We start from the raw sequence: 22,711 nt of genomic DNA on the forward strand, positions 1-22,711 counted from the left end.
GCCAAGGCCTTGCAGCCGATGCCGGATCAGCCGAAGTCGAAGGCGTCCTCCGCGCCCCGGATCTCGGACCGGGTGACATCCTCCAGCAGGATCCTGGTGTCGTCGTTGACGACGATCAGGGTGTCGTCGCCGCCGCCACGCTTGACGAACCGCAGGTCCTCGAACTGCAGCCCGGTGTCGACCATGTCGAACATGTCGCGATTGACGTTGAAGTCGGTGATCCTGTCGCGTCCGCCGGAGGTGCCATAGACGAAGGTATCGACCCCGCCGCCGCCGGTCAGCACGTCGTTGCCGCGGCCCCCGATCATGCGATCGTTTCCGGCATTGCCAAAGGCCGTGTCGTTGCCTTCGCCGCCCCGGATCTCGTCTGCGCCGCCATCGCCACGCAGCGTGTCGTCGCCGGCATTGCCGATCAGGCTGTCGTTGCCCTTGCCGCCTTCGATAGTGTCCTTGCCGGCGTCTCCCCTGGCCATGTCGTTGCCGCCGCCACCTTTCATGGTGTCGGCGCCGTCCTTGCCGAGCATCGTGTCGGCGCCGCCCTGGCCAAGAATGGTGTCGTTGCCCTTGCCGCCGTTCAGCGTGTCCTTGCCGGCGCCGCCGCGCAGTGTGTCCGCGCCGCCGTTGCCGTTGAGGGTGTCGTTGCCGCCGAGCCCGACGATCACGTCGTTGCCCGCAAGCCCGCTGATCGTGTCCGGTCCGGGCGTGCCGGTGAGGTTGTCGTCACCGCTTGTGCCCCCCTCGATTTCGAGCACGGCGAAGTTCAGCGGATTCACGATCGGGTTGTCGTCATCGTCCAGCACCTTGACCGTGCCCCGCGATGTGCCATCGGTCATCCAGAGCTCGAAATCGGTACTGGTTCCATCCTGTGCCCGGAAGAACACATGGTCGCCGGCCGCGGTCAGATTGAGCGGGTTGGAGCTCGAAGTGCCCGAGTAGATGTCCTTGATCAGCCGGGTGTTGCCCGTGGTGCCGTCGGTCACCCAGAGTTCCGTCCCCTCGCCCGGGCGGTATGCAGAGAACACGGCCTTGGAGCCGTCCCCGAATGGGGTGAAATACCGCGGGGAAGAGCTTCCCGAGCCGGGATTGATATCGAGCAGAAGGCTCGCGGTGCTGCCATTGGTGACGTAGAGTTCGCGCCCCGTGCCCGTATCCGTGGCCTCGAAGATCGCCCGGTTGCCCAATGTCGTGATCTCGTCCGGGCTGGAACTGCTCGAGCCGCTGTAGATGTCCGCAATCTGGAACGTGCCGCCGGTCGTTCCGTCGGACCGCCAGAGCTCGTAGCCGTCGGAGGCCGTGCGGGCGGAAAACAGGATCGCATCGCCCAGCCGCTCGAAATCGTTGGGATTGCTGCTGCCTGTGCCGGAATAGATGTCCAGAAGCAGCTCGGTTCCCGAGGTCGTCCCGTCGGTGATCCAAAGCTCCCGACCCGATGTGGAATTGTAGGCATTGAAGAGCAGAGACCCGTTCAGCACACCGTCCTGGTCGAGTGTCGGAGAGGAACTGCCCGCACCGGACTCGATGTCCTTGACCCGTTGCGTGCCGCCTGTCGTGCCGTTCGAGCGGTACAGTTCGAAGCCCGTGCTGCCGTCATTGGCGCGGAACAGCAGCAATCCGTCGAGATCCACGAAGTTCGAGGGACTGCTGGAGCTGGACCCCGGGTTGATATCCCTCACCAGCGACGTGCCGGCGGCAGTTCCGTCCGTCTTGAACAGCTCGAATCCGCTGTCCGGGCTGTCGGTGCGCGCCTCGAAGAAGACCGTGTCGCCGATCTGTATGTAGTCGTTCGGAGAACTGCTGCCGGTACCGAAGTAGATGTCACCCAGCAGCTCCGTGCCGCCGGGGGTGCCGTCGGTGATATATGGCTCGGTCCCGGACCGTGCGCTGTTGGTGGCGGTGAAGAACACCGACCCCAAGGCTGCGGTTGAGCTGTACGGGTTCGAGCCCCCGGTCCCCCCGTTTATGTCTTTCAAGAGGGTGAACCCGGTGCCGTCTCCGTAGACAACGTGCGGCTCCCGGCCGAGTGAAGAGTCGACCGCGCTGAAAAATACAAGGTAACGCATAAAGATCTCCCGAACATGGTATGCAAGAATGCACTGGGATCCTCAGTGTCCCATGGAAACCGCGTTCGGACAACCTTTGCTTTCCGTTGCGTCAATTTTGGGGCGTGACGCCCAAGGAATGGGCAAGCCCTGTCGGAGCGACCGGGCGGCCGAGGATTGGCGGCGGTTGATCGTTTAAAGGACGCCCAGCGACATGTTCTGCCACATGCCCCAGAACGCGGTGATGAAGATGGAGATCATCCCGATCAGCTGCGTCAGGAAACGGTGGATGTGCAGCTTCCGATAGAGGCCTTCGCCGTCGGCCGCGCGGATCTTGCGCGCGGTGTGGATCGAGAGCGCAAAGACGAGCCCCATCGGCAGCGCCAGCAGGAACACCGCCTGGGCGAACTCGATCCAGTAGACGAAGCCGAGGATTGCCAGCGTGGTCAGGAAGAAGCAGCCGATGGCCAGCATCCAGATTCCGGCGGTCTCTGTGATGTAGAGCAGCCGGTTGACGTTGACGCGCACCAGGTCGTGCAGGTCTTCCTCGGCCTGGCCGCCATTGCGGCGGGCGCGGGTGACCATGTCATAGGGGACGCCGAGCACCCAGTGGCTTGCGGTCGACCAGACAACGGCCAGGGCGATCCAGTACCAAAGGTTCGAAAACGATCGCATGTCGATCAGTTCGAACGCCATCTGGTACCAGTCTTGCACTCTGCATACTCCTGATTTGTCTGCCGTTCGCGCAAGACAGTGCGAAGGACCTGCGGGATGAGGTACCGCCCCGGACCCAAAGGTGCAACCCGCCGCGCCATCTGCGCGATTTGTCACCCTTGAGGTGGTTGCCGATCCGTCGCAGTTTGCGGCATTGCACGCATCAGGAAACGATAAGGCAGAGCCATGCGCCCCACCCAAGCCCCCTTTCCCGCCGGCCGTCTGCGCCGCCTGCGCAGCAGCGCCCCGCTGCGCGCCATGGTCCGCGAAAACGGGCTCGGCGTGGAAGACCTGATCTGGCCGGTGTTTCTCTGCGCCGGAGACGGCGTGACCGAGGAGGTGGCGTCGATGCCCGGCGTGCTGCGCCGCTCGGTGGATCTGACGGTCGAGGCGGCGGCGGAGGCGGCGGAGCTGGGCATCCCCGCGATCTGCCTGTTTCCCTATACCGACCCCGCCCTCAAGACGCAGGGCTGCGAGGAGGCCTGGAACCCCGGCAACCTGACCAACCGCGCGATCCGCGCGATCAAGGCCCAGGTGCCGGACATCGCGGTGATGACAGACATCGCGCTCGACCCCTACAACATCAACGGCCATGACGGCATCGTGGTGGACGGCGAGATCGTCAACGACGACACCGTCGAGGCGCTGGTCAAGATGGCGCTGGCCCAGGCCGCCGCCGGCGCCGACATCCTCGGCCCCTCCGACATGATGGACGGCCGGATCGGCGCGATCCGCAAGGCGCTGGAGGGCGCCGGGCACCGCAATGTCGCGATCATGTCCTATGCCGCCAAGTACGCCTCCGCCTTCTACGGGCCGTTCCGGGACGCGGTCGGCGCGACCGGCGCGCTCAAGGGCGACAAGAAGACCTACCAGATGGACCCGGCCAACAGCGACGAGGCGATCCGGCTGATCGAGCGCGACCTGTCGGAAGGCGCCGACATGGTAATGGTGAAACCCGGGATGCCCTATCTCGACATCTGCCGGCGGGTGAAGGACACCTTTGGCGCGCCGACCTTCGCCTACCAGGTCTCCGGCGAATACGCGATGCTGGAGGCCGCGGCCGCCAATGGCTGGCTCGACGGCGAGAAGGTGATGCTGGAAAGCCTGCTGGCCTTCAAGCGGGCCGGCTGCGACGGAATCCTCACCTATTACGCCCCGCGCGTGGCGCGTCTACTGAAGGACGGCTGACCCCCGGGACCGAGCAAAAGCAAGCGCGCGATCGGGCTGGGCGCACACATTGCCGTGACGGCAGCGTGACATGTCTACCGCACTGCATTATAAGACTGGCCAACCGGCGTGAAACGTCGGAGCAACAGGCATTCAGGCGACATCCAGGGGCAGTACCATGGACTCCAAATTCACACTCTCGCGCCGCGGTTTTCTCGCATCGGCAGTTGCCGGCACCGCGGTTCTCTCGGGTTGCGCAAATGGCGTCGGCTCGAATGGCGGCCCGCGCATCGACCAGCGGGTCGACGCGACGCGCAACTTCCTGTTCTCGACCTATCCGGGCACGGCGGAACTGGAGCAGAAGGCCTCGGGCGTGCTGTTCATGCCGCTGATCACCAAGGCCGGCTTCGGCGTGGGCGGCAGCTATGGCACTGGCGCTCTGCGGATCAACAATACGACGGTCGACTATTACGAGGCCATCCAGGCCAACGTCGGTTTCCAGGCCGGCGCGCAGCAATATGCCCACGCGCTGTTCTTCATGACGCCGGAGGCGCTGCAAGCGTTCCGCACCTCGCACGGCTGGTCGGCCGGCGCCGATGCCGAATATGCCTGGATCGACCAGGGCGGCAACCTGTCGGCCGAGACCCTGACCACTGCGGAACCGGTGATCGCGCTGGTCTTTGCCCAGGCCGGGCTGATCGCGGGCGCAACGCTCGAAGGCACCAAGTACCGCCGCATCATCCCCTGATCTTCGGATCGATCTCTAGTCCTGCGCCACGTCGATCCGTGCCTCCTCGGGCAGCGGCACGGCGGGCGCAGACATGTGTACCGCGTTCTGGTGCACCCTGATCCGCCACAGGTGATAGCTGACACGATGGAGCCAGCGGAGCGCGGTGATCTGCGCATGCGCCACCTCGTCGGGGATCTTGCCGTGAACGGCCTCCGTCACGAGGCGGTCGCGCGGTGACTTTCGCTGCTCGCGCATGATCGCGCGGAGACGGTCGAGCATCCGCTCCGTGGCCTCAGGATCGTCGGGCCGGGCATGGCGGGCGGCGCCCCCGGCCAGCAGCCGCCGCAGCCGACGCAGGCGTCCTGAATGCGACAGCACCTCGATCCTGTCGTCCTGGTCGCAGCGATAGAGCAGCCGGAACAGGTGATCGAGCGCGTGGAAGCTGCCGGCCACCTGGGCAGCGATCGCAGGAGCGCCGGCGGGCACCACGATCTTCCCCAGGTAGTCCTGTGTCTCGGCCAGCGCCGCCTCCAATGTTGCGCGGGAATGGTGCAGCGCGTCGGGCGGCGGCCCACCGTGCAGCTTCAGGACGAGGTGATCGGCCAGCGCCGTTGACAGCCCGTCGACCGCCGCCACCGTCACCTCCGTGGCAATCCGCGGCGCCGACAGCAGGGCCGGGTCGAGCCCGCGGGTCAGCGGCCCGGCGCGCTCCGGCACCATCCATTCGATCATCCGCGCGAAGGGACGTGCAAGCGGCAGTACAAGAAGCACCCCGAGAGCGTTGAACATGCTGTGAAATCCCACCAGCGCGATCTGCCCGTTCCCCTCCGCGATCAGCGGCGCGACGAGGGTCGAAAAGGGACCAAGCAGGAAGAAAGCCAGCACGCCGGTCAGGATGTTGTAGATCACATGCGCAAGCCCGGTGCGCCGCGCCATCGTCCCGCCGCCGACCGTCGCCAGAAGTGCCGTGACGGTGGTGCCGACATCCATCCCGATCACCATGGCCGCCGCCTGCGGAAAGCTGATCGCCCCGGCTCCGAGGGCCGCGAGCGCGGTGGCGACCCCGGCCGAGGAAGATTGCGTGACGAGGGTGATCAGCAGGCCGATCCCCACCAGCTCCAACCGTCCCAGAAGCGTGTCGGACGGAAAATCTGTGGGGGTGACGACCCCCTCGAAAGCGGCGAGCGCCAGTTTCATCTGGTCGATGCCGATGAACAGCAGGCTGAACCCCGCGAGCGCCAGCCCCGCCCGCGAAAGCTGTGGCCTGCCGGACAGGTGCAGCAGCGCCCCGAGAAAGACCGCCGGCAGCATCGCCGTGCCGAGGTCGAGCTTGAAGCCGAGCGTGGCGACGATCCAGCCGGTCATCGTCGTCCCGATATTGGCGCCAAAGATGATCCCGAGCGCCTGTGGAAACGTCAGCATCCCCGAGGCGACAAAGCCAACGGCGGCGACGGTGGTGGCGGATGACGACTGGATGGCGGCGGTGGTCAGGGCGCCCGTCACCGCCCCGCTGAGTGGGGTGTTGGTGAAACGGCCCAGAACGTCTCGCATCTTTCGCCCGGCAAGGCCCTTCAGGCCGGCGGTCAGCATCGCCATGCCAACCAGAAACACGCCGACCCCGCCAAGCGCGGAGAGGACACCCCAGATCATGGTCGAAGTGTATCACCCTGTGGTTTCGGGAAGAAGTGCCGACCGCCGGGTCAAAAGAGCGCCCTGGTGGCGGGCCATCCGGGCGACCTCAGTCGAGCATCCAGCGCCCGTTCGGGTAAAAGGCGTGGAAGGCGAAGGCGAACATGACGTCGTGGGCGACATCCCTGCCCTGCCCGTCGCGCACCCGGATGGAGCCGACATCACGGCCCCGGGCGATCTGGCCGCTGTCGAGCGCCGAGGCCTGCCCCGCCTGCCAGGAAATGGTGACCCCGGCTTCGGTGATCTCTCCGGAGGCAGCCAACCTGTCGAGCGGCCAGGCGCGCGCACCCACGCGGACGACCCGGGCCATCGCGGGGATCCCGTGCGGCGGCATCTCGCCGTTGTAGAGGAACGGGGTGCGGGAGCTGTCGTAGTTGGCGTAGGGGTTCCGGCCATAGGACCGGTTGTAGTCGGGCTCGGCCATGACCAGCCCGTCGGGGTTGCGGCTGCGGAACTCGGCCCAGCTTTCCATCCAGCTCGGCACTTGCTTCAGCTCCGTTCCGGTGTAGCGCCCGACGATCCCCTCGCCGATCGCCTGCTGCCACCAGCTCTCGGTTTCGCGGTCGTACATCACCATGTCGGAAAAGCGCAGCTTGCCGGAGACGCCAAAGCTCAGCGTCCGTCCCCCGACCCTGCGGTCAAAGGTCAGCGCGGAGTTGCAAAGCGGGCAGAAGGTCACCGCCACCGGCACGCCGCCCACGGTGTCGTTGACGATCTCGTGCCAGGTCAGGTAGCGGATCGGATAGGCGCGCGGGGTGGCCTTGCCGATCTCCACGGTGATGACCGGTTCACGGTCACCGATCCGGGACTCGTCCGCCGCGCGGTGGAAGCCGGGATCCGAGATCGCCGGGATCCCGTCCTTGGGCGGCCCCCCGGAGATGATCTCGCCCCAGTCCCGGATCGAGGTCTTGGCGAAATCGGTGTCGGGCCATTCCCGTTCCCAGATCCCGGGATTGGCCAGTGCCACGCCCGACCACAATGTAAGGATCGCCGCTGGCCAAAGCATTCGCCTCCACATCACCCTCTCCTCCCCGGTTGGCAACGTAATGGCCGAAGCCTGACAGGCACGGAGCCATCCGGCCAGCCCGGCTCACGCAGGGTTCAGCGGCCGTTGGAGGCGCGTGATCCGCCGTGATCGAGCGGGCGCGCGGCAAGGAGTACCACGAGGACCGCCGAGACGAAGACCGGCACGAGGTGCCGCGAATAGGCGAACCCGACCAGGAAGGGCGCGCTGTAGCTCAGCGCCAGCAGCAGGAACAAGCCGCCGGCGCGCCGGCGCATCGGGCTGGTTTCACGGCGCAAGAGCCAGGTAAGGCTCAGGCCCAGGGCCGCGAAGAGGAGCGCGCGGTTCACCAGCATCGAGCCGGTGTGCAGCACCACCTTGGAGGTCCGGTTCCGGTTGAACTCGAAATCCCGGATACCGAAGAGCATGTTGGAAAGCTTCCGGCCGGTGTTTCGGAGGGCCTGGCCGGGGTGCTCTGTCACGAAGTCCAGGGCGAGCCCCGTGTAGTACCGGTGCGCCTCCCATTCCGATCCGAACTGCGGGGCTGCAGTCCGGGCCTCGGCGGCAAGCTCGTCCAGGTGGCGACCGGGATAGATCTCGGCGAAGCGCGGGTTGTTCCCCTTCCAGAGGTTCCAGCCATTGGTGGAGGAGCTTGTGGAGCCCACGGCAAAGGCGCCCGTCCTCGCCGCCGAATACCCCCCCCACGCCACCGCTGTCGCGAGAACCGCGAGCAGCGGCAAGGTCCGGAGGAGCGGCGAGCTCCATCGGGCCGAGAAGAGCAGCGCGACCGCGAAGGTGCCGCAGAACAGGAAGGCGGAGCTCTTGGTGAGATAGGTGACGGCCAGCAGTCCGGCCAGAAGCAACCTGTCCCACGGCGTGCGCTCCGCGATGGCCAGCGCGAGGATGGACGGGATCAGAAAGCCGAGCAGCGCCTCCTCGTAGCTGAGGGTCAGCATGGTGAAGGCGTTGAAGGGAATCGCGAAAAGGAGCAGAAGCCCGGCTGCCGCCGCTCCGGCCGGAACCATTGCGCGGCGGCAGAAGAGCGCGAAGCACGCCGCCAGCAGCCCACCGAGGATCAGGTTCTTGGCCACGAGCATCGCCGGGATGCTGCCCGTCCAGCTCCACAGGAGCGCGTAGAGATGCGGCAGGAAGGGTGGCCGGCCGGTGTAGTCTCGGTAGCCGTCGCTCTCGACGTAGTAATGCCCCTCCTGCAGGATCGCCGCGATCCGGGGTCCGAAGCCGGCCGGCATGTCGAAGATCGTGTCGTAGCCTATGCGATAGGCGAGAAGGAAGACGGAAACCGCCCCGGCAATGCCCAGGCAGAGCAGCGCCGCACCCGTCCAGAGGATAGCGGGCCGGCTCATCGGCAGGGCGACGGCCTGCGGGTCATCGGGCGAGGTCTGCCGCCAGCGCGCGCGCATCCCGGAGCAGGTCGACGAGGTCCGGGTCCTCGATCCCAAGGGCTTCGAAATGCCTGACGATGTTCTCGAGGTATTCGAGACTGGTGCCGAGGATGCCCTTTCCCGTCGCGATATGGCGGACCTGCGCCTCGCGGGAGAGTGTCAGGTCGATGATATCGGCGCTCTCGTCGGCCACGAAGGCCAGCGCCCGGACCGGCCCCGCCACCGTCTCGGCCATCAGGAACTCCGGCGCATAGGCCGGCCCGATCCGCTCGCGGCGCCAGAGGATCTCTGTCTCGACGGGAATGTCCGCCTCCGCGATCCGGAACACCAGCCCGTCGCAGCCATCGCCCGGCGCAAGTCCCGCCATCAAGCCCGGCGCGTCCGGCGTGCCCCGCCCGCCAACCTCGACCAGGCAGAAGACGCGCTCGTGATCCGGCACATGGGCCCGGCGCACCTCCCGGAAGCGAAATGCCGGGTCCCACATCAGCGAGCCGTAGCCGAAGACCCAGAGATCCCCGCCCGTCCAGTTCTCGAAGAGCTGCCTGCGGCAGGCCTCCCGCTCCTCGTCTGGCATACGGAATTCGACCATCCCCGGCGTGGTCTCGATCAGCTCGTCCAGGTCGGAGGGCTGGAAAGTGCGGAAGAAGGAGGTTTCGGGGTCCTTGATCAGGCCCCGCAGACCCGGGTGGAGATGGAAGGGATCGTTTTCGGACACCTGGTCCCTCCTGTTCCGCGCGGGCTGGACGCCGGGGCCTGGCCGTTCCGACGGGCCCCGGCAAGCTTGCATCCCCGGCGCGACGGCCGCGCCGGGCGTGTCTCAGCGTTCGACGCTCACCGAGACCATCCGGTCGGGATCGGCCACCGAGCCGTTGGCGGCGGCATTCCCCTTCTTGATGGCATCGACCACGTCCATGCCCTCGATCACGCGGCCGACCACCGTGTACTGGCCGTTCAGGTGCGGCGCCGGGGCGAACATGATGAAGAACTGGCTGTTGGCCGAATTCGGGTTCTGCGACCGGGCCATGCCGACAACGCCCCGCTCGAAGGAGACATCGCTGAACTCGGCCGGCAGGTCGGCCATCTCGGAACCGCCCATTCCGGCGCGCGAGGTGTCGCCACCCGCCTTGCCGAACTGCACGTCGCCGGTCTGGGCCATGAAACCGTCGATCACGCGGTGGAACACCACCCCGTCATAGGCGCCGGAGTCGGCCAGAGCGGCCAGCCGCTCGGCATGTTGGGGCGCCACGTCGGCCAGCAGGTCGATCACGATCCGCCCCTCGGTCGCGCCGCCGACCTCGATCACGAGGTTCGGCCCGGCCGTGTCCTCGGCCGCCGCGGCCGGGCTATGGCTGCCGTTGGTCAGCAGGAAGAAGCCGGCGATGAAGGCCAGCCCGGCGGCAAAGAGCCCGCCGGCGAAAAGCTTGCTGTCAGACATCTGCCGCCACCTTGACCGAGATCATGCGATCGGGATTCGCCGGCGGCTCGCCGCGGGTGATCGCGTCGACATGCTCCATGCCCTGGATCACGCGGCCATAAACGGTGTACTGCCCGTTCAGGAAGTCGTTGTCCTTGAAGTTGATGAAGAACTGGCTGTTGGCCGAGTTCGGGTTCTGCGAACGGGCGGCGCCCAGCGTGCCCCGGGCGTGCGGCAGCTTGGAGAACTCCGCCGGCAGGTCCGGATGCTCGGAGCCGCCGGTACCGGCGCGGCGCAGGTCGCCGCCGGCCTTGCCGTGGGCCACGTCGCCGGATTGCGCCATGAACCCGTCGATCACCCGGTGGAACACCACGTCGTCATAGGCACCGGCGCGCGCCAGGACCTTCATGCGCTCGCAATGCTTGGGCGCCACGTCGGGCAGCAGTTCGATCACCACCTCGCCGTCCTTCAGCTCCATGATGATGGTGTTCTCGGGATCCTTGATTTCGGCCATCGGGCCCTCCTCGATCTTGCATGGCGGGTATTCCCCCCGCGGGTCGGCGCGACCCTAAACCGCGTTAGCGGAAACCGAAACCCCATAGCTGCTCTCCGGGGCTTGCGATAGGAAGCGCGTGAGCCTTTCGAAAGGAGCCTCTGATGAGCTGGAAGACCCTCGACGACATGGACCTTGACGGCAAGATCGTGCTGGTTCGTGTCGATATCAACGTACCCGTCAAGGATGACGTGGTGACCGACGCGACCCGGATTGAACGCATCGTGCCGACGATCAAGGACATTCTCGCCAAGGGTGGCAAGCCCGTGATGCTGGCCCATTTCGGCCGGCCCAAGGGCCAGGTCGTCCCCGAAATGAGCCTGAAGATCACGGTGCCGACGCTGGAGGAGAAGCTGGGCCAGTCCGTGACCTTCATCGAGAAGCCCTCCCGCGAGGCACTCGAGGCCTTGCCCGCGAACGCGGTGGTGCTGGTGGAGAACACCCGCTTCACCCCGATGGAAACCGACAATGACCCCGAGATGGCAAAGTTCCTCGCCTCGCTCGGCGATGTCTACTGCAACGACGCCTTCTCCGCCGCACACCGCGCCCATGCCTCGACCGAAGGCGTGGCCAAGCTGCTGCCGAACTGCGCCGGACGCCTGATGGCGCAGGAACTCGGCGCGCTCGAAGCCGCCCTCGGCACGCCGGAGCGGCCGGTCGTGGCCGTGGTCGGCGGTGCCAAGGTTTCCACCAAGCTGGACCTGCTGGGCAACCTGATCGAGAAGGTGGATCACCTCGTGATCGGTGGCGGCATGGCCAACACCTTCCTGGTGGCCAAGGGCGTCGAGATCGGCACCTCCCTCGCCGAGCGCGACATGGCCGACACCGCCCGCGCGATCCTCGAGAAGGCCGAGGGCACCGGATGCACCATCCACCTGCCGGTGGACATCGTGGTCGCCGGTGAATTCGCCGCCGGTGCCGCCAACGAGGTTCTTCCGGTTGACCAGTGCCCGGCCGACAAGATGATCCTCGACGCCGGCCCCGCCACGGTGGAAGCGCTCAAGGGCGTCTTTGCCGAGTGCAAGACGCTGATCTGGAACGGCCCGCTCGGCGCCTTCGAGATCGAACCCTTCCACAAGGGCACCTTCGACGCCGCCCTGGCCGCCGCGGCCCTGACCGCCGAAGGCAAACTCAAGACGGTCGCCGGCGGCGGCGACACGGTCTCGGCGCTCAACAAGTCCGGCGCGGCGGAGAACTTCACCTACATCTCCACCGCCGGCGGCGCCTTCCTCGAATGGATGGAAGGCAAGGAGCTTCCGGGCGTCGCCGCTCTCGGCTGAGCTCCGCCCAGGTTGACCGCGAAGGCCGGGCCAAGCGCCCGGCCTTTTCTCGTTGTTCATGTTCCCCAGGCATCTCGGAAGTGCCGCTGCGGAAGGCTTCGTCCCAAGTTTCGCGCAAGTATCTGATACTAATTACTTTAATATTTTCACGCGCCACTTGCACGGCGTGCCCTGGCATCCCAATTACCAGCAATCCGGGCGCGAGGCTCCGTCCGGCGACTGCAGGCGCGAGAACGTGCCGAGAGTGCCATCCTCCATGGATCGTAAACACCACATGCGCCTTCTTCTTGCCAGCGCCCTTGTCACCCTGACTGTCATGCCCGCCGCCGCCGATGAAACCGAGGGTCTTATCCTCGCATATGACCGCGTGGCGAACATCCTCGTGCTCGAAGACCTGACCGTCTGGCCGATCGCGGCGGATGTTGCCGTCCCCGAGGACCTGCAGGCCGGCGACCGCGTGACGATCGATTTCCGGAGCGATGGCGAGAACGGCGTCGGCGGGATCAATGCGCTGACCCGCACCGCCAGCGCCCAGTAAGCGGATTTCGGCGGAGGCGCATACCTCCTGCCGCTTGGGCCGGCAGCCTCACCGAGGCCCGGCCCGTTTCCGCTTTTGCAGCGGTCGGGCGTTTCAACTCCGCCGCCGTCTCTCTATGATGTTCGAACTCGCGGCCGAGAGCCTGATCGAACGCATGGAGTTCCGTATTGCGCAAAGCCATCGCCCTGGCCCTCGCCGCCCTCACGGCCCCGTTCCCCTCCGCGGCGGACGGCGTGCCTGTTTCCGACTACCGGACGCAATGCGTCGAGGAAGTGAAGTACCTGACAGCGAATCCGCGCCCCGAGGGCAGCCCGAAGCTGGGTGATTGCGTGCGGGACGATATCACGACCGGACAGGTCGACATGCAGTCCATGGGCTTCGCGGTGATGTCGGACACCCCCGGCCCAAACGTTCAGAAGCTGATCGGCGCCGGGTTTCCGGCGAAGACGGCGCAGGGCGCGGTGGTTGTCGGCACGCTGAACAAGCTCTTCCTGGAGGGCAGGCTCGCGAGCACGGCCTATCTCGACGCCATGGCGCCGCTGATCGATGCCGGTGCGCTCGTGCTCTTCGGCAACGGCCCGCTGGATATCCTGAGCGAGTTGCTCCGCAGCGCGCCGGAGCCCGAAACGGTCTGCGGCTTCGCCGAGATCGTCGGCGGGTTCGACGTCTTCGAAGACCGCGCCCTGCCCCGTTCGTTCGCCGACAGCAACCCGGCCTTCGGCCCGGCCGAGCGCGAGGTGCTGGCAGGCTGCGGCCTCTGACCGCGGCGGATTTTCAACTCTGGATCTTCCGGTTGCCACGCCTTCACCCGGCGCCTCCGAGGTTCCGCATGAATTTGCGTCGAAACCGTGTTTCGCGGGCCCGAAACCTGCTTTCACAGCGCTCATCCTGCGACTTGGCGTCCAGTTAGCGCTAACCCGCTTGCGTCCCGATCAACAGGCTTCTACCCCGCAACTGCAATCCACAGCATAGGGATCGAATCCATGAAAGCCACCAGAGCTGTTAGCCGTATCCTCGCGAATTACGAGGGCGAAACGCCGGGCGTGAAGGCCAACCTCTGCCGCATGCTCATGGCCGGGAAGCTCGGCGGCACGGGCAAGATGATCATCCTGCCCGTCGACCAGGGGTTCGAGCACGGCGGGCACCGTTCCTTCTGCCCCAACCCGGCAGGCTTCGACCCGCATTACCACTACCAGCTGGCAATTGACGCCGGGCTCAACGCCTATGCCGCCCCTCTCGGCTCGCTGGAAGCCGGCGCCGACACCTTCGCCGGCCAGATCCCGACGATCCTCAAGGTGAACTCCGCCAACTCGCTGATGTCCGGCACCGCCGCCAAGAACCAGGCCGTCACCGCCTCGGTCGACGATGCGCTGCGCCTCGGCTGCTCGGCCATCGGCTTCACAATCTACCCCGGCTCCGACGTGATGTTCGACATGTTCGAAGAGATCGTCGAGATGCGCAAGGAAGCCGCCTCCAAGGGCGTCGCCACCGTGATCTGGTCCTATCCGCGCGGTGAAGGCGTGACCAAGGACGGCGAAACCGCGATCGACGTCGGCGCCTATGCTGCCCACATCGCCGCCCTGCTTGGCGCCCACATCATCAAGATCAAGCTGACCACCGACCACGTCATGCAGGACGAGGCCCGCAAGGTCTATGAAGAGAACGGCGTCGACATCTCGACCCTGACTGCCCGCGTCAAGCATTGCGTCGACAACTGCTTCGACGGCAAGCGGATCGTCGTCTTCTCGGGCGGTGCCAAGAAGGGGGCCGACAGCGTCTACGACGACGCCCGCGCCATCCGCGACGGCGGCGGCAACGGCTCGATCATCGGTCGGAACTCCTTCCAGCGTCCGCGCGCCGAGGCGCTCGACCTCTTTGCCAAGCTGGTGGACATCTACAAGGGCAAGGCCTGATCCCACGCGCCGGCGTGCAACATGCGCCGGCATCGAAAGACAACACGGCCCGGGACCCGCGAGTCCCGGGCCGTTTTCGTTGCGGCAATTGAAAGGGTTCCCGGCCGGGGCCCATCTACCTATGATTGCAGGACGAACCCTGCGAAGGGCCGTGACGCCGGCGCAAATGCGGCGGCCAACAAAAGTAACGGGAGGATGGGCGCCATGGGGGTGGACCTGATTTCGGCCGCAGCGGCCGGAACGATGTATGGCCTTCTGCAGGCGCGAACCGAACGCGCGCCAGATGCTCCCGCCTATCAGCAATTTGACAAGGCCACGGGCGCATGGAGCAGTGTCACCTGGCGCGAGGTATTGGCACGAGTAGACAAAGTCGCGGGCGCGATGGCCGCCCTGGGCCTCGCCAAGGGAGACCGGGTCGCGATCTTTCTCGGCAACTGCCTCGACTGGATCTGCTACGACATGGCCGCCCACAAGCTCGGCCTGCCGGTGGTGCCGCTTTATACGAACGATGCGGTCTCCAGCACCGCCTACGTGCTGTCGGACGCCCGGCCAAGGCTGGTTCTCATGGACAATGCGGCGCGCTGGCAGAAGATCCGGGACGCATTGGAGCGGTCCGATTTCATCGACGCGGTCTGGATCCACGACTCTGCATCCGACGATACCCTGCCCGCCCCGGCTGTGGCCTTTTCCGATGCCCTCGAACAGGCTTCCGGGGTCGACACCCAGAAGCAGAGCGCCCCGGAGGACGTGGCCGCGCTGATCTACACCTCCGGAACCACCGGCGCGCCGAAGGGTGCCATGTTGACCCACCGTGCGCTGCTCGCCAATGCCGAGGGCGTGGCCGCCGTCTTCCCGCCGGTCACCGACGACGTCTTCCTGTCGATCCTGCCGCTGGCGCATGGGTTCGAACGGACGATGGGATATGTCCTGCCGATGCTCGGCGGCGCCTGCGTGGCCTATGCCCCGTCGTTGCTGCGCCTGCGCCAGGACATGGCGACGCTGCGGCCGACGGTGATCATGGCGGTGCCGCGCTTCTACGAATCGATCTATTCGGCCGCCCGGCGCTCCGCCAGCGAGAGCCCCGTCCGCCTGCGCCTTTTCGAAATGACAGGGCAGATCGGCTGGAAGCGCTTCGCCGCCCGTGCCGGCGTCGGCCCGGGCCCAAGCCTCGGCGAGCGGCTGATCTGGCCGCTGCTGGACAGGCTGGTGGCAAGCAAGGTCAAGGATGCGTTCGGCGGCAGATTGCGCGTGGCGGTGTCTGGCGGTGCGACTTTCCCGCCGGAAATCGCGCGCGACCTGATCGGTCTCGGAATCCCGATGGTGGAGGGGTACGGGCTGACCGAGGCCGGCCCCGTCGTGACCGCCTCCCTGCAAAAGGATTACCTGCCCGGCTCCGTGGGCTTCGCTCTGCCCGGAATCGAGGTGCGTCTGACTGACAAGGGGGAGATCCGGGTCCGCTCGCCCGCCGCGATGAAGGGTTACTGGCAGAACCCGGAGGCGACGGAGGCAATGATCGACCCGGAGGGCTGGCTCAGGACGGGCGATCTCGGCGCAATCGAGGGCGGGCGGATCAGCGTCACTGGCCGGCTCAAGCACATCCTCGTTCTCTCCAACGGCGAGAACGTCAATCCCCGGCCTATCGAGACCGAGCTCGAGGCCGACGCGTTGTTCGATCAGGTCTGCGTCGCCGGCGATGGCCGCCCGTACCTGGCGGTACTGCTGGTACTAAACGGCGAGATCTGGGAAGAGCTCGCAGCCTCCCGTGGCCTCGACCCGGAACGCCCGAATGCTCCTGAGGCCGAGAAGGTTCTGCTGCCCCGCGTCAAGGCGCACCTCAAGGATTACCCAGCCCATCAACAGATCAGGGCTTATCACGCGATGCTGGAGGAATGGACGGTGGAGCAGCGCCTGGTGACGCCGACGCTCAAGCTCCGGCGCGAACGCATCGTCGCCACCTTCGCCGAGCAGATCGCCGCGCTCTACGCACGCGAACGCGGCTGATCCCGGCCACGGCGGGGTTGCCCTGTGTTGCAGCGGCGACTCACTTCCGTCACCGAAATGGGCAATTGCGGACGTCGCGCGGCTTCGCAGTTCCATTCACCTGGAGAATCTGACAGGTTTGCCAGACAAGCCCCCGTCCAGAGGGGCCCCGAGGCAGAAGCATGAGCAGTTCCCAATCGCGTCCCGCGTTCAAATCGGCCGTCTTTCTGACAGTGAGCCTCTCTTTGGCGATGTATTTCACCTTCGCCGCCGTGCAGGGCGACTATGGCCTGTTCCGCCGCATCGAGATCGAAGCCGAGACCCGCGCCATGGAAGCCGAGCGCGCGCGACTCGAGGTCGCCGTCGCCGAGATGCGCAACAAGACGCAGCGCCTGTCCGAGGATTACCTGGACCTCGACCTGCTCGACCAGCAGGCCCGCGAGATCCTGGGCCTGATCCGCGCCGACGAAATCGTCGTCCGCTGATTCCCGCTTGACCGCCTGGCCGCCTGGCCGCCTGGCCGGGACCGAACCGCCGGACATCTCCCTTGGTCATCTCCCCAACTCGGCAAACCAGCGACGTGCCGGAGCGCCATGTTTGCGCAAACGAAGGCGTTCCACACTGCAAGATCGTCCGAATTGCGCGCTCTTCCGCAGCCCGTGCGCCAAGCCCGACAATCGACCGCCGCCGCCCTTACATGCCACCGTCCCGCGCCGTGCATAACGGCTTTTCAGCCGTCCGGGGCTCATTCGCTGCCTCAGCGGCACTTTTTAGTATGCAGTGGAACGCAGGGTCTGCTAGTTGATAATTCAACGTTAAACTACTTTTCGAAGAGGGAGGCCCTGCGTATGGCAACGCGACGGACGACGAAGAAACCGAACGTCTCCAAGGAGGAGTTGCTCGGTTACTACCGCGACATGCTTCTCATACGGCGTTTCGAGGAAAAGGCCGGCCAGCTCTACGGCATGGGCCTCATCGGCGGTTTCTGCCACCTCTACATCGGCCAGGAAGCGGTGGTCGTCGGTCTCGAAGCCGCGGCCGAGGAAGGCGACAAGCGCATCACCTCCTACCGCGACCACGGCCACATGCTGGCCTGCGGCATGGACCCGAAGGGCGTCATGGCCGAGCTCACCGGCCGCGAAGGCGGCTATTCGAAGGGCAAGGGCGGCTCGATGCACATGTTCTCCAAGGAGAAGCATTTCTACGGCGGTCACGGCATCGTCGGCGCCCAGGTGCCCCTCGGCGCCGGCCTCGCCTTCGCCGACAAGTATCTCGAGAACGGCCGCGTGACCTTCACCTATTTCGGTGACGGCGCCGCCAACCAGGGCCAGGTCTACGAGACCTACAACATGGCCCAGCTCTGGGATCTGCCGGTGATCTTCGTGATCGAGAACAACCAGTACGCCATGGGCACCAGCGTCGCCCGCTCCACCAAGTCGCCGAGCCTGTGGGAACGCGGCGCCGCCTACGGCATCGCGGGCGAGGAAGTCGACGGGATGGACGTGCTCGCCGTGAAGGCCGCGAGCGAAAAGGCCGTCGCGCACTGCCGTGCGGGCAATGGCCCCTACATCCTCGAGGTGAAAACCTATCGCTACCGCGGACACTCGATGTCCGACCCGGCGAAATACCGCACCCGCGAAGAGGTGCAGAAGATGCGCGAGGAGCGCGACGCCATCGAGCACGTGCGTCAACTCCTCCTCTCGGGCAAGCATGCCACCGAGGACGAGCTCAAGGCGATCGACAAGGAAATCAAGGACATCGTCAACGAAGCTGCCGAATTCTCCAAAGAGAGCCCCGAGCCCGCGCTCGAAGAGCTCTGGACCGACATCTACGCCGAAACGGCGCCGCAGAACGCCTGAGGGGGAAACACGACATGGCAACCGAAGTATTGATGCCCGCATTGTCGCCGACCATGGAGGAAGGCACCCTGGCCAAATGGCTGGTCAAGGAGGGCGATACCGTGTCCTCCGGCGACATCCTGGCCGAGATCGAGACCGACAAGGCAACGATGGAATTCGAAGCCGTCGATGAAGGTATCGTCGGCAAGATCCTCGTCGCCGCCGGCACCGAGGGCGTGAAGGTGAACACGCCGATCGCCGTGCTGGTCGAAGAGGGCGAGGACGCAGATGCCGCCGTGGCCTCAGCCCCCGCGCCGGCCGCCGAAGCGCCTGCCCCGGCCCCCGCGCCGTCTGCACCCGCCGCCGCCGCTCCCGCAGCGCCGGTCGCGAGCGCGACGCTGGAACCGGATTACCCCGAAGGCACCGAGATGAAGTCGCAGACCGTGCGCGAAGCCCTGCGCGACGCCATGGCCGAGGAGATGACCCGCGACGAGACGGTCTACCTGATGGGGGAAGAGGTTGCCGAATACCAGGGCGCCTACAAGATCAGCCAGGGCCTGCTCGACCAGTTCGGCGCCAAGCGCGTCGTCGACACGCCGATCACCGAGCATGGCTTTGCCGGTCTCGCCGTCGGCTCGGCCTTTGGCGGGCTTCGCCCGATCGTCGAGTTCATGACGTTCAACTTCGCCATGCAGGCGATCGACCATATCATCAACTCCGCTGCCAAGACGCTCTACATGTCCGGCGGCCAGATGGGATGCCCGATCGTGTTCCGCGGCCCGAACGGCGCCGCCGCCCGCGTGGCCGCCCAGCACAGCCAGGACTACGCCGCCTGGTATGCGCAGATTCCGGGCCTGAAGGTCGTGATGCCGTACTCCGCCTCGGACGCCAAGGGGCTGATGAAGACCGCGATCCGCGATCCCAACCCGGTGATCTTCCTGGAGAACGAAATCCTCTACGGCCGGTCCTTCGACGTCCCCGTACTGGACGACTACACCGTTCCGTTCGGCAAGGCACGGATCTGGCGCGAAGGCACCGATGTGACGATCGTCTCCTTCGGTATCGGCATGACCTATGCCCTCGAAGCGGCCGACAAGCTGGCCGAGGAAGGCATCTCCGCCGAGGTCATCGACCTGCGGACCCTGCGCCCGATCGACTACGACACCGTCCTCGCATCGGTCATGAAGACCAACCGCTGCGTGACCGTCGAAGAAGGCTGGCCCGTCGCGTCGATCGGTAACCACCTGTCCTCCTACATCATGACCAACGCCTTCGATTATCTCGATGCGCCGGTCCTGAACTGCACCGGCAAGGATGTGCCGATGCCCTATGCCGCGAACCTTGAAAAGCACGCCCTGGTGACGACCGCCGAAGTGATCGACGCCGTCAAGGCCGTGACCTACCGCTGAGGAGCGAGACATGCCGACCGAAGTTCTGATGCCTGCCCTGTCTCCGACGATGGAGGAAGGGACGCTCGCCAAATGGCTTGTCAAGGAAGGGGATGAAGTGTCCTCCGGCGATCTCCTGGCCGAGATCGAGACCGACAAGGCGACGATGGAGTTCGAAGCCGTCGACGAGGGCGTGATCGGCAAGATCCTCGTCCCCGCCGGGACCGAGGGTGTGAAGGTCAACACACCGATCGCGGTCATGCTCGGCGACGGCGAGAGCGCCGACGACATCGGGGCGAGTTCCGCCCCCGCGCCGGCAGCCGCCGCTCCCGAGGCCGCGGCCGCCGCTGCGGTTCCCGCTGCGGCAGAACCCGCCACCTCCGGCGCCCCTGCCCCGGCAGCCCCCGTCGCCTCCGACGGCTCGCGGGTCTTCGCCTCGCCGCTTGCCCGCCGGATTGCGGCCGACAAGGGGCTGGACCTGAGCCAGATCAAGGGCTCCGGACCGCGTGGCCGTATCGTCAAGGCCGACGTGATCGATGCGCAGCCGTCCGCTTCCCCGGCGCAACCCGCAGCCGCCGCCCCGGCGGCAGCCGCACCCGCCGCAGCCCCGGCCGGGCCGTCGACCGACGCCGTGCTCAAGACCTATGCCGACCGGGAGTTCGAGGAGATCTCGCTCGACGGCATGCGCAAGACCGTCGCCGCCCGTCTCACCGAGGCGAAGCAGACGATCCCGCATTTCTACCTGCGGCGCGATATCAAGCTCGATGCCCTGCTCAAGTTCCGTTCCACGCTGAACAAGCAGCTCGAGTCCCGCGGCGTGAAGCTGTCGGTGAACGACTTCATCATCAAGGCCTGCGCCCTTGCGCTCCAGCAGGTTCCGGAAGCCAACCGCGTCTGGGCCGGCGACCGGATGCTGCAGCTCAAGCCGTCCGACGTGGCGGTCGCCGTGGCCATCGAGGGCGGTCTCTTCACCCCGGTTCTCAAGGACGCCGAGATGAAGTCCCTCTCCGCGCTCTCGGCCGAGATGAAGGATCTCGCCGGCCGTGCCCGCAACAAGAAGCTGGCGCCGCATGAGTACGTGGGCGGCACCTTCGCCATCTCCAATCTCGGCATGTTCGGCATCGACAACTTCGACGCCGTCATCAACCCGCCGCACGGCGCCATCCTGGCCGTCGGCGCGGGCGTGAAAAAACCGGTGGTGGGCGATGACGGCGAACTGACCGTGGCGACCGTGATGTCGGTCACCCTCTCGGTCGATCACCGCGTCATCGACGGTGCGCTCGGGGCCGAACTGCTCAAGGCAATCACCGAGAACCTCGAGAACCCGATCGGCATGCTGGCCTGATCCCGTCGGCGCCTCAGGGCGCCGACACGCCAAACTCGCGGAGGACCGCCTCGGCCTGCGGTCCCCGCACCCCGTGATCGGCAAATAGCCAGCCGCGCGCCCCGTCGCGCCCGAACTTGCTGCTCACGTTGTCTTCGTGATTGACCGCATAGATCATCGCCGGAAACGGCACCGCGTCCAGCGGCTGGCCCATTGCGGCCATGTGGGGGGCCAGCACCTGGTGGTTGAGCGGCAGGGTGCAGAGGATGCGCTTGGCGGTCCGCTTTCTCGAAAGATCCACCCCGATGACTGCGCAGGAGCCGCACATCTCGTCAAAGGGCATGCCGGAACTGTCCGCCGACAGCCGTGTTACCAGTGGGCGGTTCACGTCCCACATGTAGCCATCCGTCACGATATAGCCGCGCCCGTTGTTGTCCGACCGGAGGAACGCGCAAAGCCCGGGATGCGCAACATCGTCCGCATCCAGCATCACCACATAGGCCGGACCGTCCAACTGATCGACGATGGCCCGTGCCCCGATCCGGTGCTTGGCCTGCTTGTCGATGCCCTGGATGCGGTTCATGCCTTTCGGCGCAGGCACAAAACGTAGCTCATGCCGCGTCTTCAGCCCCTCGGGCAGATCCTGCCCGCAGAGGAAAACACTGATCCCGTCGCCTTCCTGCCGGTCGACGCTCTCCAGCGTGGTCCGGAGTCGGGCAACCACGCCATCCCAATCCGCCGCATCCTCGCGACCGATCAGCTTGATGAGGAAAACAATCCGTGGCGCTTTGCCGGCATCGAACCCGGGAAGGGCAAAACGCCGGTGCATGGCAGTGAACGGCCCATGGACCCGGTTCAACCACCAATAGGGGTCGCGCAGACGCCGGCCCGCCTCGGTCAAGGAGATCATCTCAGCCCGCGGCGCCGTCCTTGATCACCTGGTCCATCGAGACCCCGGGCTGCGAGCACCCCGCCTCTCCGACGATCCGGGCCGGAACTCCGGCAACCGTCACATGCGGCGGCACCGGTTCTAGCACCACAGATCCGGCCGCCACGCGGCTGCATTCGCCGATCGTGATATTCCCGAGGATCTTCGCCCCGGCTCCGATCAGCACGCAGTTTCCGACCTTGGGATGACGGTCGCCATCTTCCTTGCCGGTCCCGCCCAGCGTCACCGAGTGCAGCATCGACACGTTGTTGCCCACAACGGCGGTCTCCCCGATCACGATGGAATGCGCGTGGTCGATCATCACACCGCGCCCGATCTTTGCCGCGGGGTGAATATCCACGCCGAACACCTCGGAGACGCGCATCTGCACGAAATAGGCCATGTCCTGCCGGCCGTTCCGCCACAGCCAGTTGCCGATCCGATAGGCCTGGATCGCCTGGTATCCCTTGAAGAACAGGATTGGCTGAACGAACCGGTGGCAAGCCGGGTCGCGATCCACCGTCGCCACGAGGTCGGCCCGCGCCGCCGCCCCAAGATCGGGATCGTCGGCATAGGCCTCGTCCCCGATCTCGCGCAGGATCTGCTCGGACATCTCGCCCGATGCCAGCTTCAGCGACATACGATAGGCCAGCGCACGCTCCATCGTCGGATGGTGCAGCAGGCTGGAATGGATCAGCCCGCCCAGCAGGGGCTCGGACGCAACCGCCTCCGCACCTTCCCGCTTGATGCGCGCCCAAACCGGGTCGACCGTCGCCAGACGCTCCTTGATCTCGGCCATTGCCAGCCTCC

The 22,711-nt window shown here is 66.1% G+C and carries 21 protein-coding genes; 11 read left to right on the forward strand and 10 right to left on the reverse strand.

The genetic code is table 11. The features are described 5' to 3' along the window. Nucleotides 1–26: 26 nt before the first annotated feature. Both CHB86_RS04595 and CHB86_RS04600 read right to left on the reverse strand, forming a co-directional pair. Nucleotides 27–1,904, reverse strand: coding sequence for a hypothetical protein (locus CHB86_RS04595; protein WP_245837743.1), 1,878 nt, complete (start codon nt 1,902–1,904; stop codon nt 27–29). Between the two features lie 330 nt (nt 1,905–2,234). Beyond that, entirely contained in the window at nt 2,235–2,735 is a 501-nt protein-coding gene (locus CHB86_RS04600; RefSeq protein WP_089231760.1) for a component of SufBCD complex, read from the reverse strand. Nucleotides 2,736–2,939: 204 nt separating this feature from the next. Between CHB86_RS04600 and hemB the strand changes: the two genes are divergently transcribed. Together hemB and CHB86_RS04610 are read left to right on the forward strand one after the other, a co-directional pair. Next, nucleotides 2,940–3,941 carry a porphobilinogen synthase gene (gene hemB, locus CHB86_RS04605; RefSeq protein WP_089231761.1) on the forward strand — a complete coding sequence of 334 codons (1,002 nt, stop codon included), beginning with the start codon at nt 2,940–2,942 and terminating at the stop codon, nt 3,939–3,941. A 157-nt stretch (nt 3,942–4,098) separates the two neighbouring features. Beyond that, a complete protein-coding gene (locus CHB86_RS04610; RefSeq protein WP_089231763.1) occupies nt 4,099–4,668 on the forward strand; it encodes a lipid-binding SYLF domain-containing protein in 570 nt (189 codons plus the stop codon). A gap of 15 nt (nt 4,669–4,683) precedes the next feature. On the opposite strand, the gene CHB86_RS04615 is transcribed toward CHB86_RS04610, so the two are convergent. The 6 genes from CHB86_RS04615 to CHB86_RS04640 all read right to left on the reverse strand — a co-directional run bounded on the left by CHB86_RS04615 (nt 4,684) and on the right by CHB86_RS04640 (nt 10,673). After that, nucleotides 4,684–6,300, reverse strand: coding sequence for a Na/Pi cotransporter family protein (locus tag CHB86_RS04615; protein ID WP_089231765.1), 1,617 nt, complete (start codon nt 6,298–6,300; stop codon nt 4,684–4,686). A gap of 88 nt (nt 6,301–6,388) precedes the next feature. Beyond that, nucleotides 6,389–7,357, reverse strand: a complete 969-nt coding sequence (locus CHB86_RS04620) for a DUF3179 domain-containing protein (RefSeq protein WP_089231766.1) — start codon at nt 7,355–7,357, stop codon at nt 6,389–6,391. Nucleotides 7,358–7,440: 83 nt separating this feature from the next. Further along, nucleotides 7,441–8,763 (reverse strand): hypothetical protein, encoded by a 1,323-nt coding sequence (locus tag CHB86_RS04625; RefSeq protein WP_089231768.1) that lies wholly within the window; start codon nt 8,761–8,763, stop codon nt 7,441–7,443. Further along, entirely contained in the window at nt 8,729–9,460 is a 732-nt protein-coding gene (locus tag CHB86_RS04630) for a gamma-glutamylcyclotransferase (protein WP_217898274.1), read from the reverse strand. The genes CHB86_RS04625 and CHB86_RS04630 overlap by 35 nt, the downstream gene beginning before the upstream one ends. 102 nt (nt 9,461–9,562) lie before the next feature. After that, entirely contained in the window at nt 9,563–10,180 is a 618-nt protein-coding gene (locus CHB86_RS04635; RefSeq protein ID WP_089231770.1) for a peptidylprolyl isomerase, read from the reverse strand. Next, a complete protein-coding gene (locus tag CHB86_RS04640) occupies nt 10,173–10,673 on the reverse strand; it encodes a peptidylprolyl isomerase (protein ID WP_089231772.1) in 501 nt (166 codons plus the stop codon). The genes CHB86_RS04635 and CHB86_RS04640 overlap by 8 nt, the downstream gene beginning before the upstream one ends. Nucleotides 10,674–10,816: 143 nt before the next feature. Between CHB86_RS04640 and CHB86_RS04645 the strand changes: the two genes are divergently transcribed. The 9 genes from CHB86_RS04645 to CHB86_RS04685 all read left to right on the forward strand — a co-directional run bounded on the left by CHB86_RS04645 (nt 10,817) and on the right by CHB86_RS04685 (nt 20,994). After that, the gene (locus tag CHB86_RS04645) at nt 10,817–11,992 is read left to right on the forward strand and encodes a phosphoglycerate kinase (protein WP_089231774.1); all 1,176 of its coding nucleotides are present in this window, start codon (nt 10,817–10,819) and stop codon (nt 11,990–11,992) included. 274 nt (nt 11,993–12,266) lie between these two features. After that, the gene (locus tag CHB86_RS04650; protein ID WP_089231776.1) at nt 12,267–12,530 is read left to right on the forward strand and encodes a hypothetical protein; all 264 of its coding nucleotides are present in this window, start codon (nt 12,267–12,269) and stop codon (nt 12,528–12,530) included. A gap of 167 nt (nt 12,531–12,697) precedes the next feature. Continuing rightward, on the forward strand, nt 12,698–13,291 hold the full coding sequence (locus CHB86_RS04655; RefSeq protein ID WP_089231778.1) for a hypothetical protein: 594 nt from the start codon (nt 12,698–12,700) through the stop codon (nt 13,289–13,291). Nucleotides 13,292–13,513: 222 nt separating this feature from the next. Next, nucleotides 13,514–14,443 (forward strand): class I fructose-bisphosphate aldolase, encoded by a 930-nt coding sequence (locus tag CHB86_RS04660; protein WP_089231780.1) that lies wholly within the window; start codon nt 13,514–13,516, stop codon nt 14,441–14,443. A 243-nt stretch (nt 14,444–14,686) separates the two neighbouring features. Continuing rightward, nucleotides 14,687–16,444: an AMP-dependent synthetase/ligase gene (locus CHB86_RS04665; RefSeq protein WP_245837828.1), complete on the forward strand. Its 1,758-nt coding sequence runs from the start codon at nt 14,687–14,689 to the stop codon at nt 16,442–16,444. Nucleotides 16,445–16,605: 161 nt separating this feature from the next. Continuing rightward, nucleotides 16,606–16,908, forward strand: a complete 303-nt coding sequence (locus tag CHB86_RS04670) for an FtsB family cell division protein (RefSeq protein WP_089231784.1) — start codon at nt 16,606–16,608, stop codon at nt 16,906–16,908. Nucleotides 16,909–17,271: 363 nt separating this feature from the next. Continuing rightward, on the forward strand, nt 17,272–18,282 hold the full coding sequence (gene pdhA / locus CHB86_RS04675) for a pyruvate dehydrogenase (acetyl-transferring) E1 component subunit alpha (RefSeq protein ID WP_089231786.1): 1,011 nt from the start codon (nt 17,272–17,274) through the stop codon (nt 18,280–18,282). A 14-nt stretch (nt 18,283–18,296) separates the two neighbouring features. Then, nucleotides 18,297–19,670: a pyruvate dehydrogenase complex E1 component subunit beta gene (locus CHB86_RS04680; RefSeq protein WP_089231787.1), complete on the forward strand. Its 1,374-nt coding sequence runs from the start codon at nt 18,297–18,299 to the stop codon at nt 19,668–19,670. A gap of 10 nt (nt 19,671–19,680) precedes the next feature. After that, nucleotides 19,681–20,994: a pyruvate dehydrogenase complex dihydrolipoamide acetyltransferase gene (locus CHB86_RS04685; protein ID WP_089231789.1), complete on the forward strand. Its 1,314-nt coding sequence runs from the start codon at nt 19,681–19,683 to the stop codon at nt 20,992–20,994. 13 nt (nt 20,995–21,007) lie between these two features. Here CHB86_RS04685 and CHB86_RS04690 read toward each other — a convergent pair whose 3' ends face one another. After that, entirely contained in the window at nt 21,008–21,874 is an 867-nt protein-coding gene (locus CHB86_RS04690; protein WP_176442772.1) for a hypothetical protein, read from the reverse strand. Between the two features lie 10 nt (nt 21,875–21,884). After that, a complete protein-coding gene (gene cysE, locus CHB86_RS04695; protein ID WP_089231792.1) occupies nt 21,885–22,700 on the reverse strand; it encodes a serine O-acetyltransferase in 816 nt (271 codons plus the stop codon). Nucleotides 22,701–22,711: the final 11 nt, after the last annotated feature.

It is taken from the genome of Tropicimonas sediminicola (assembly GCF_900188335.1).
GTDB classification, from domain to species: Bacteria; Pseudomonadota; Alphaproteobacteria; order Rhodobacterales; family Rhodobacteraceae; genus Tropicimonas; species Tropicimonas sediminicola.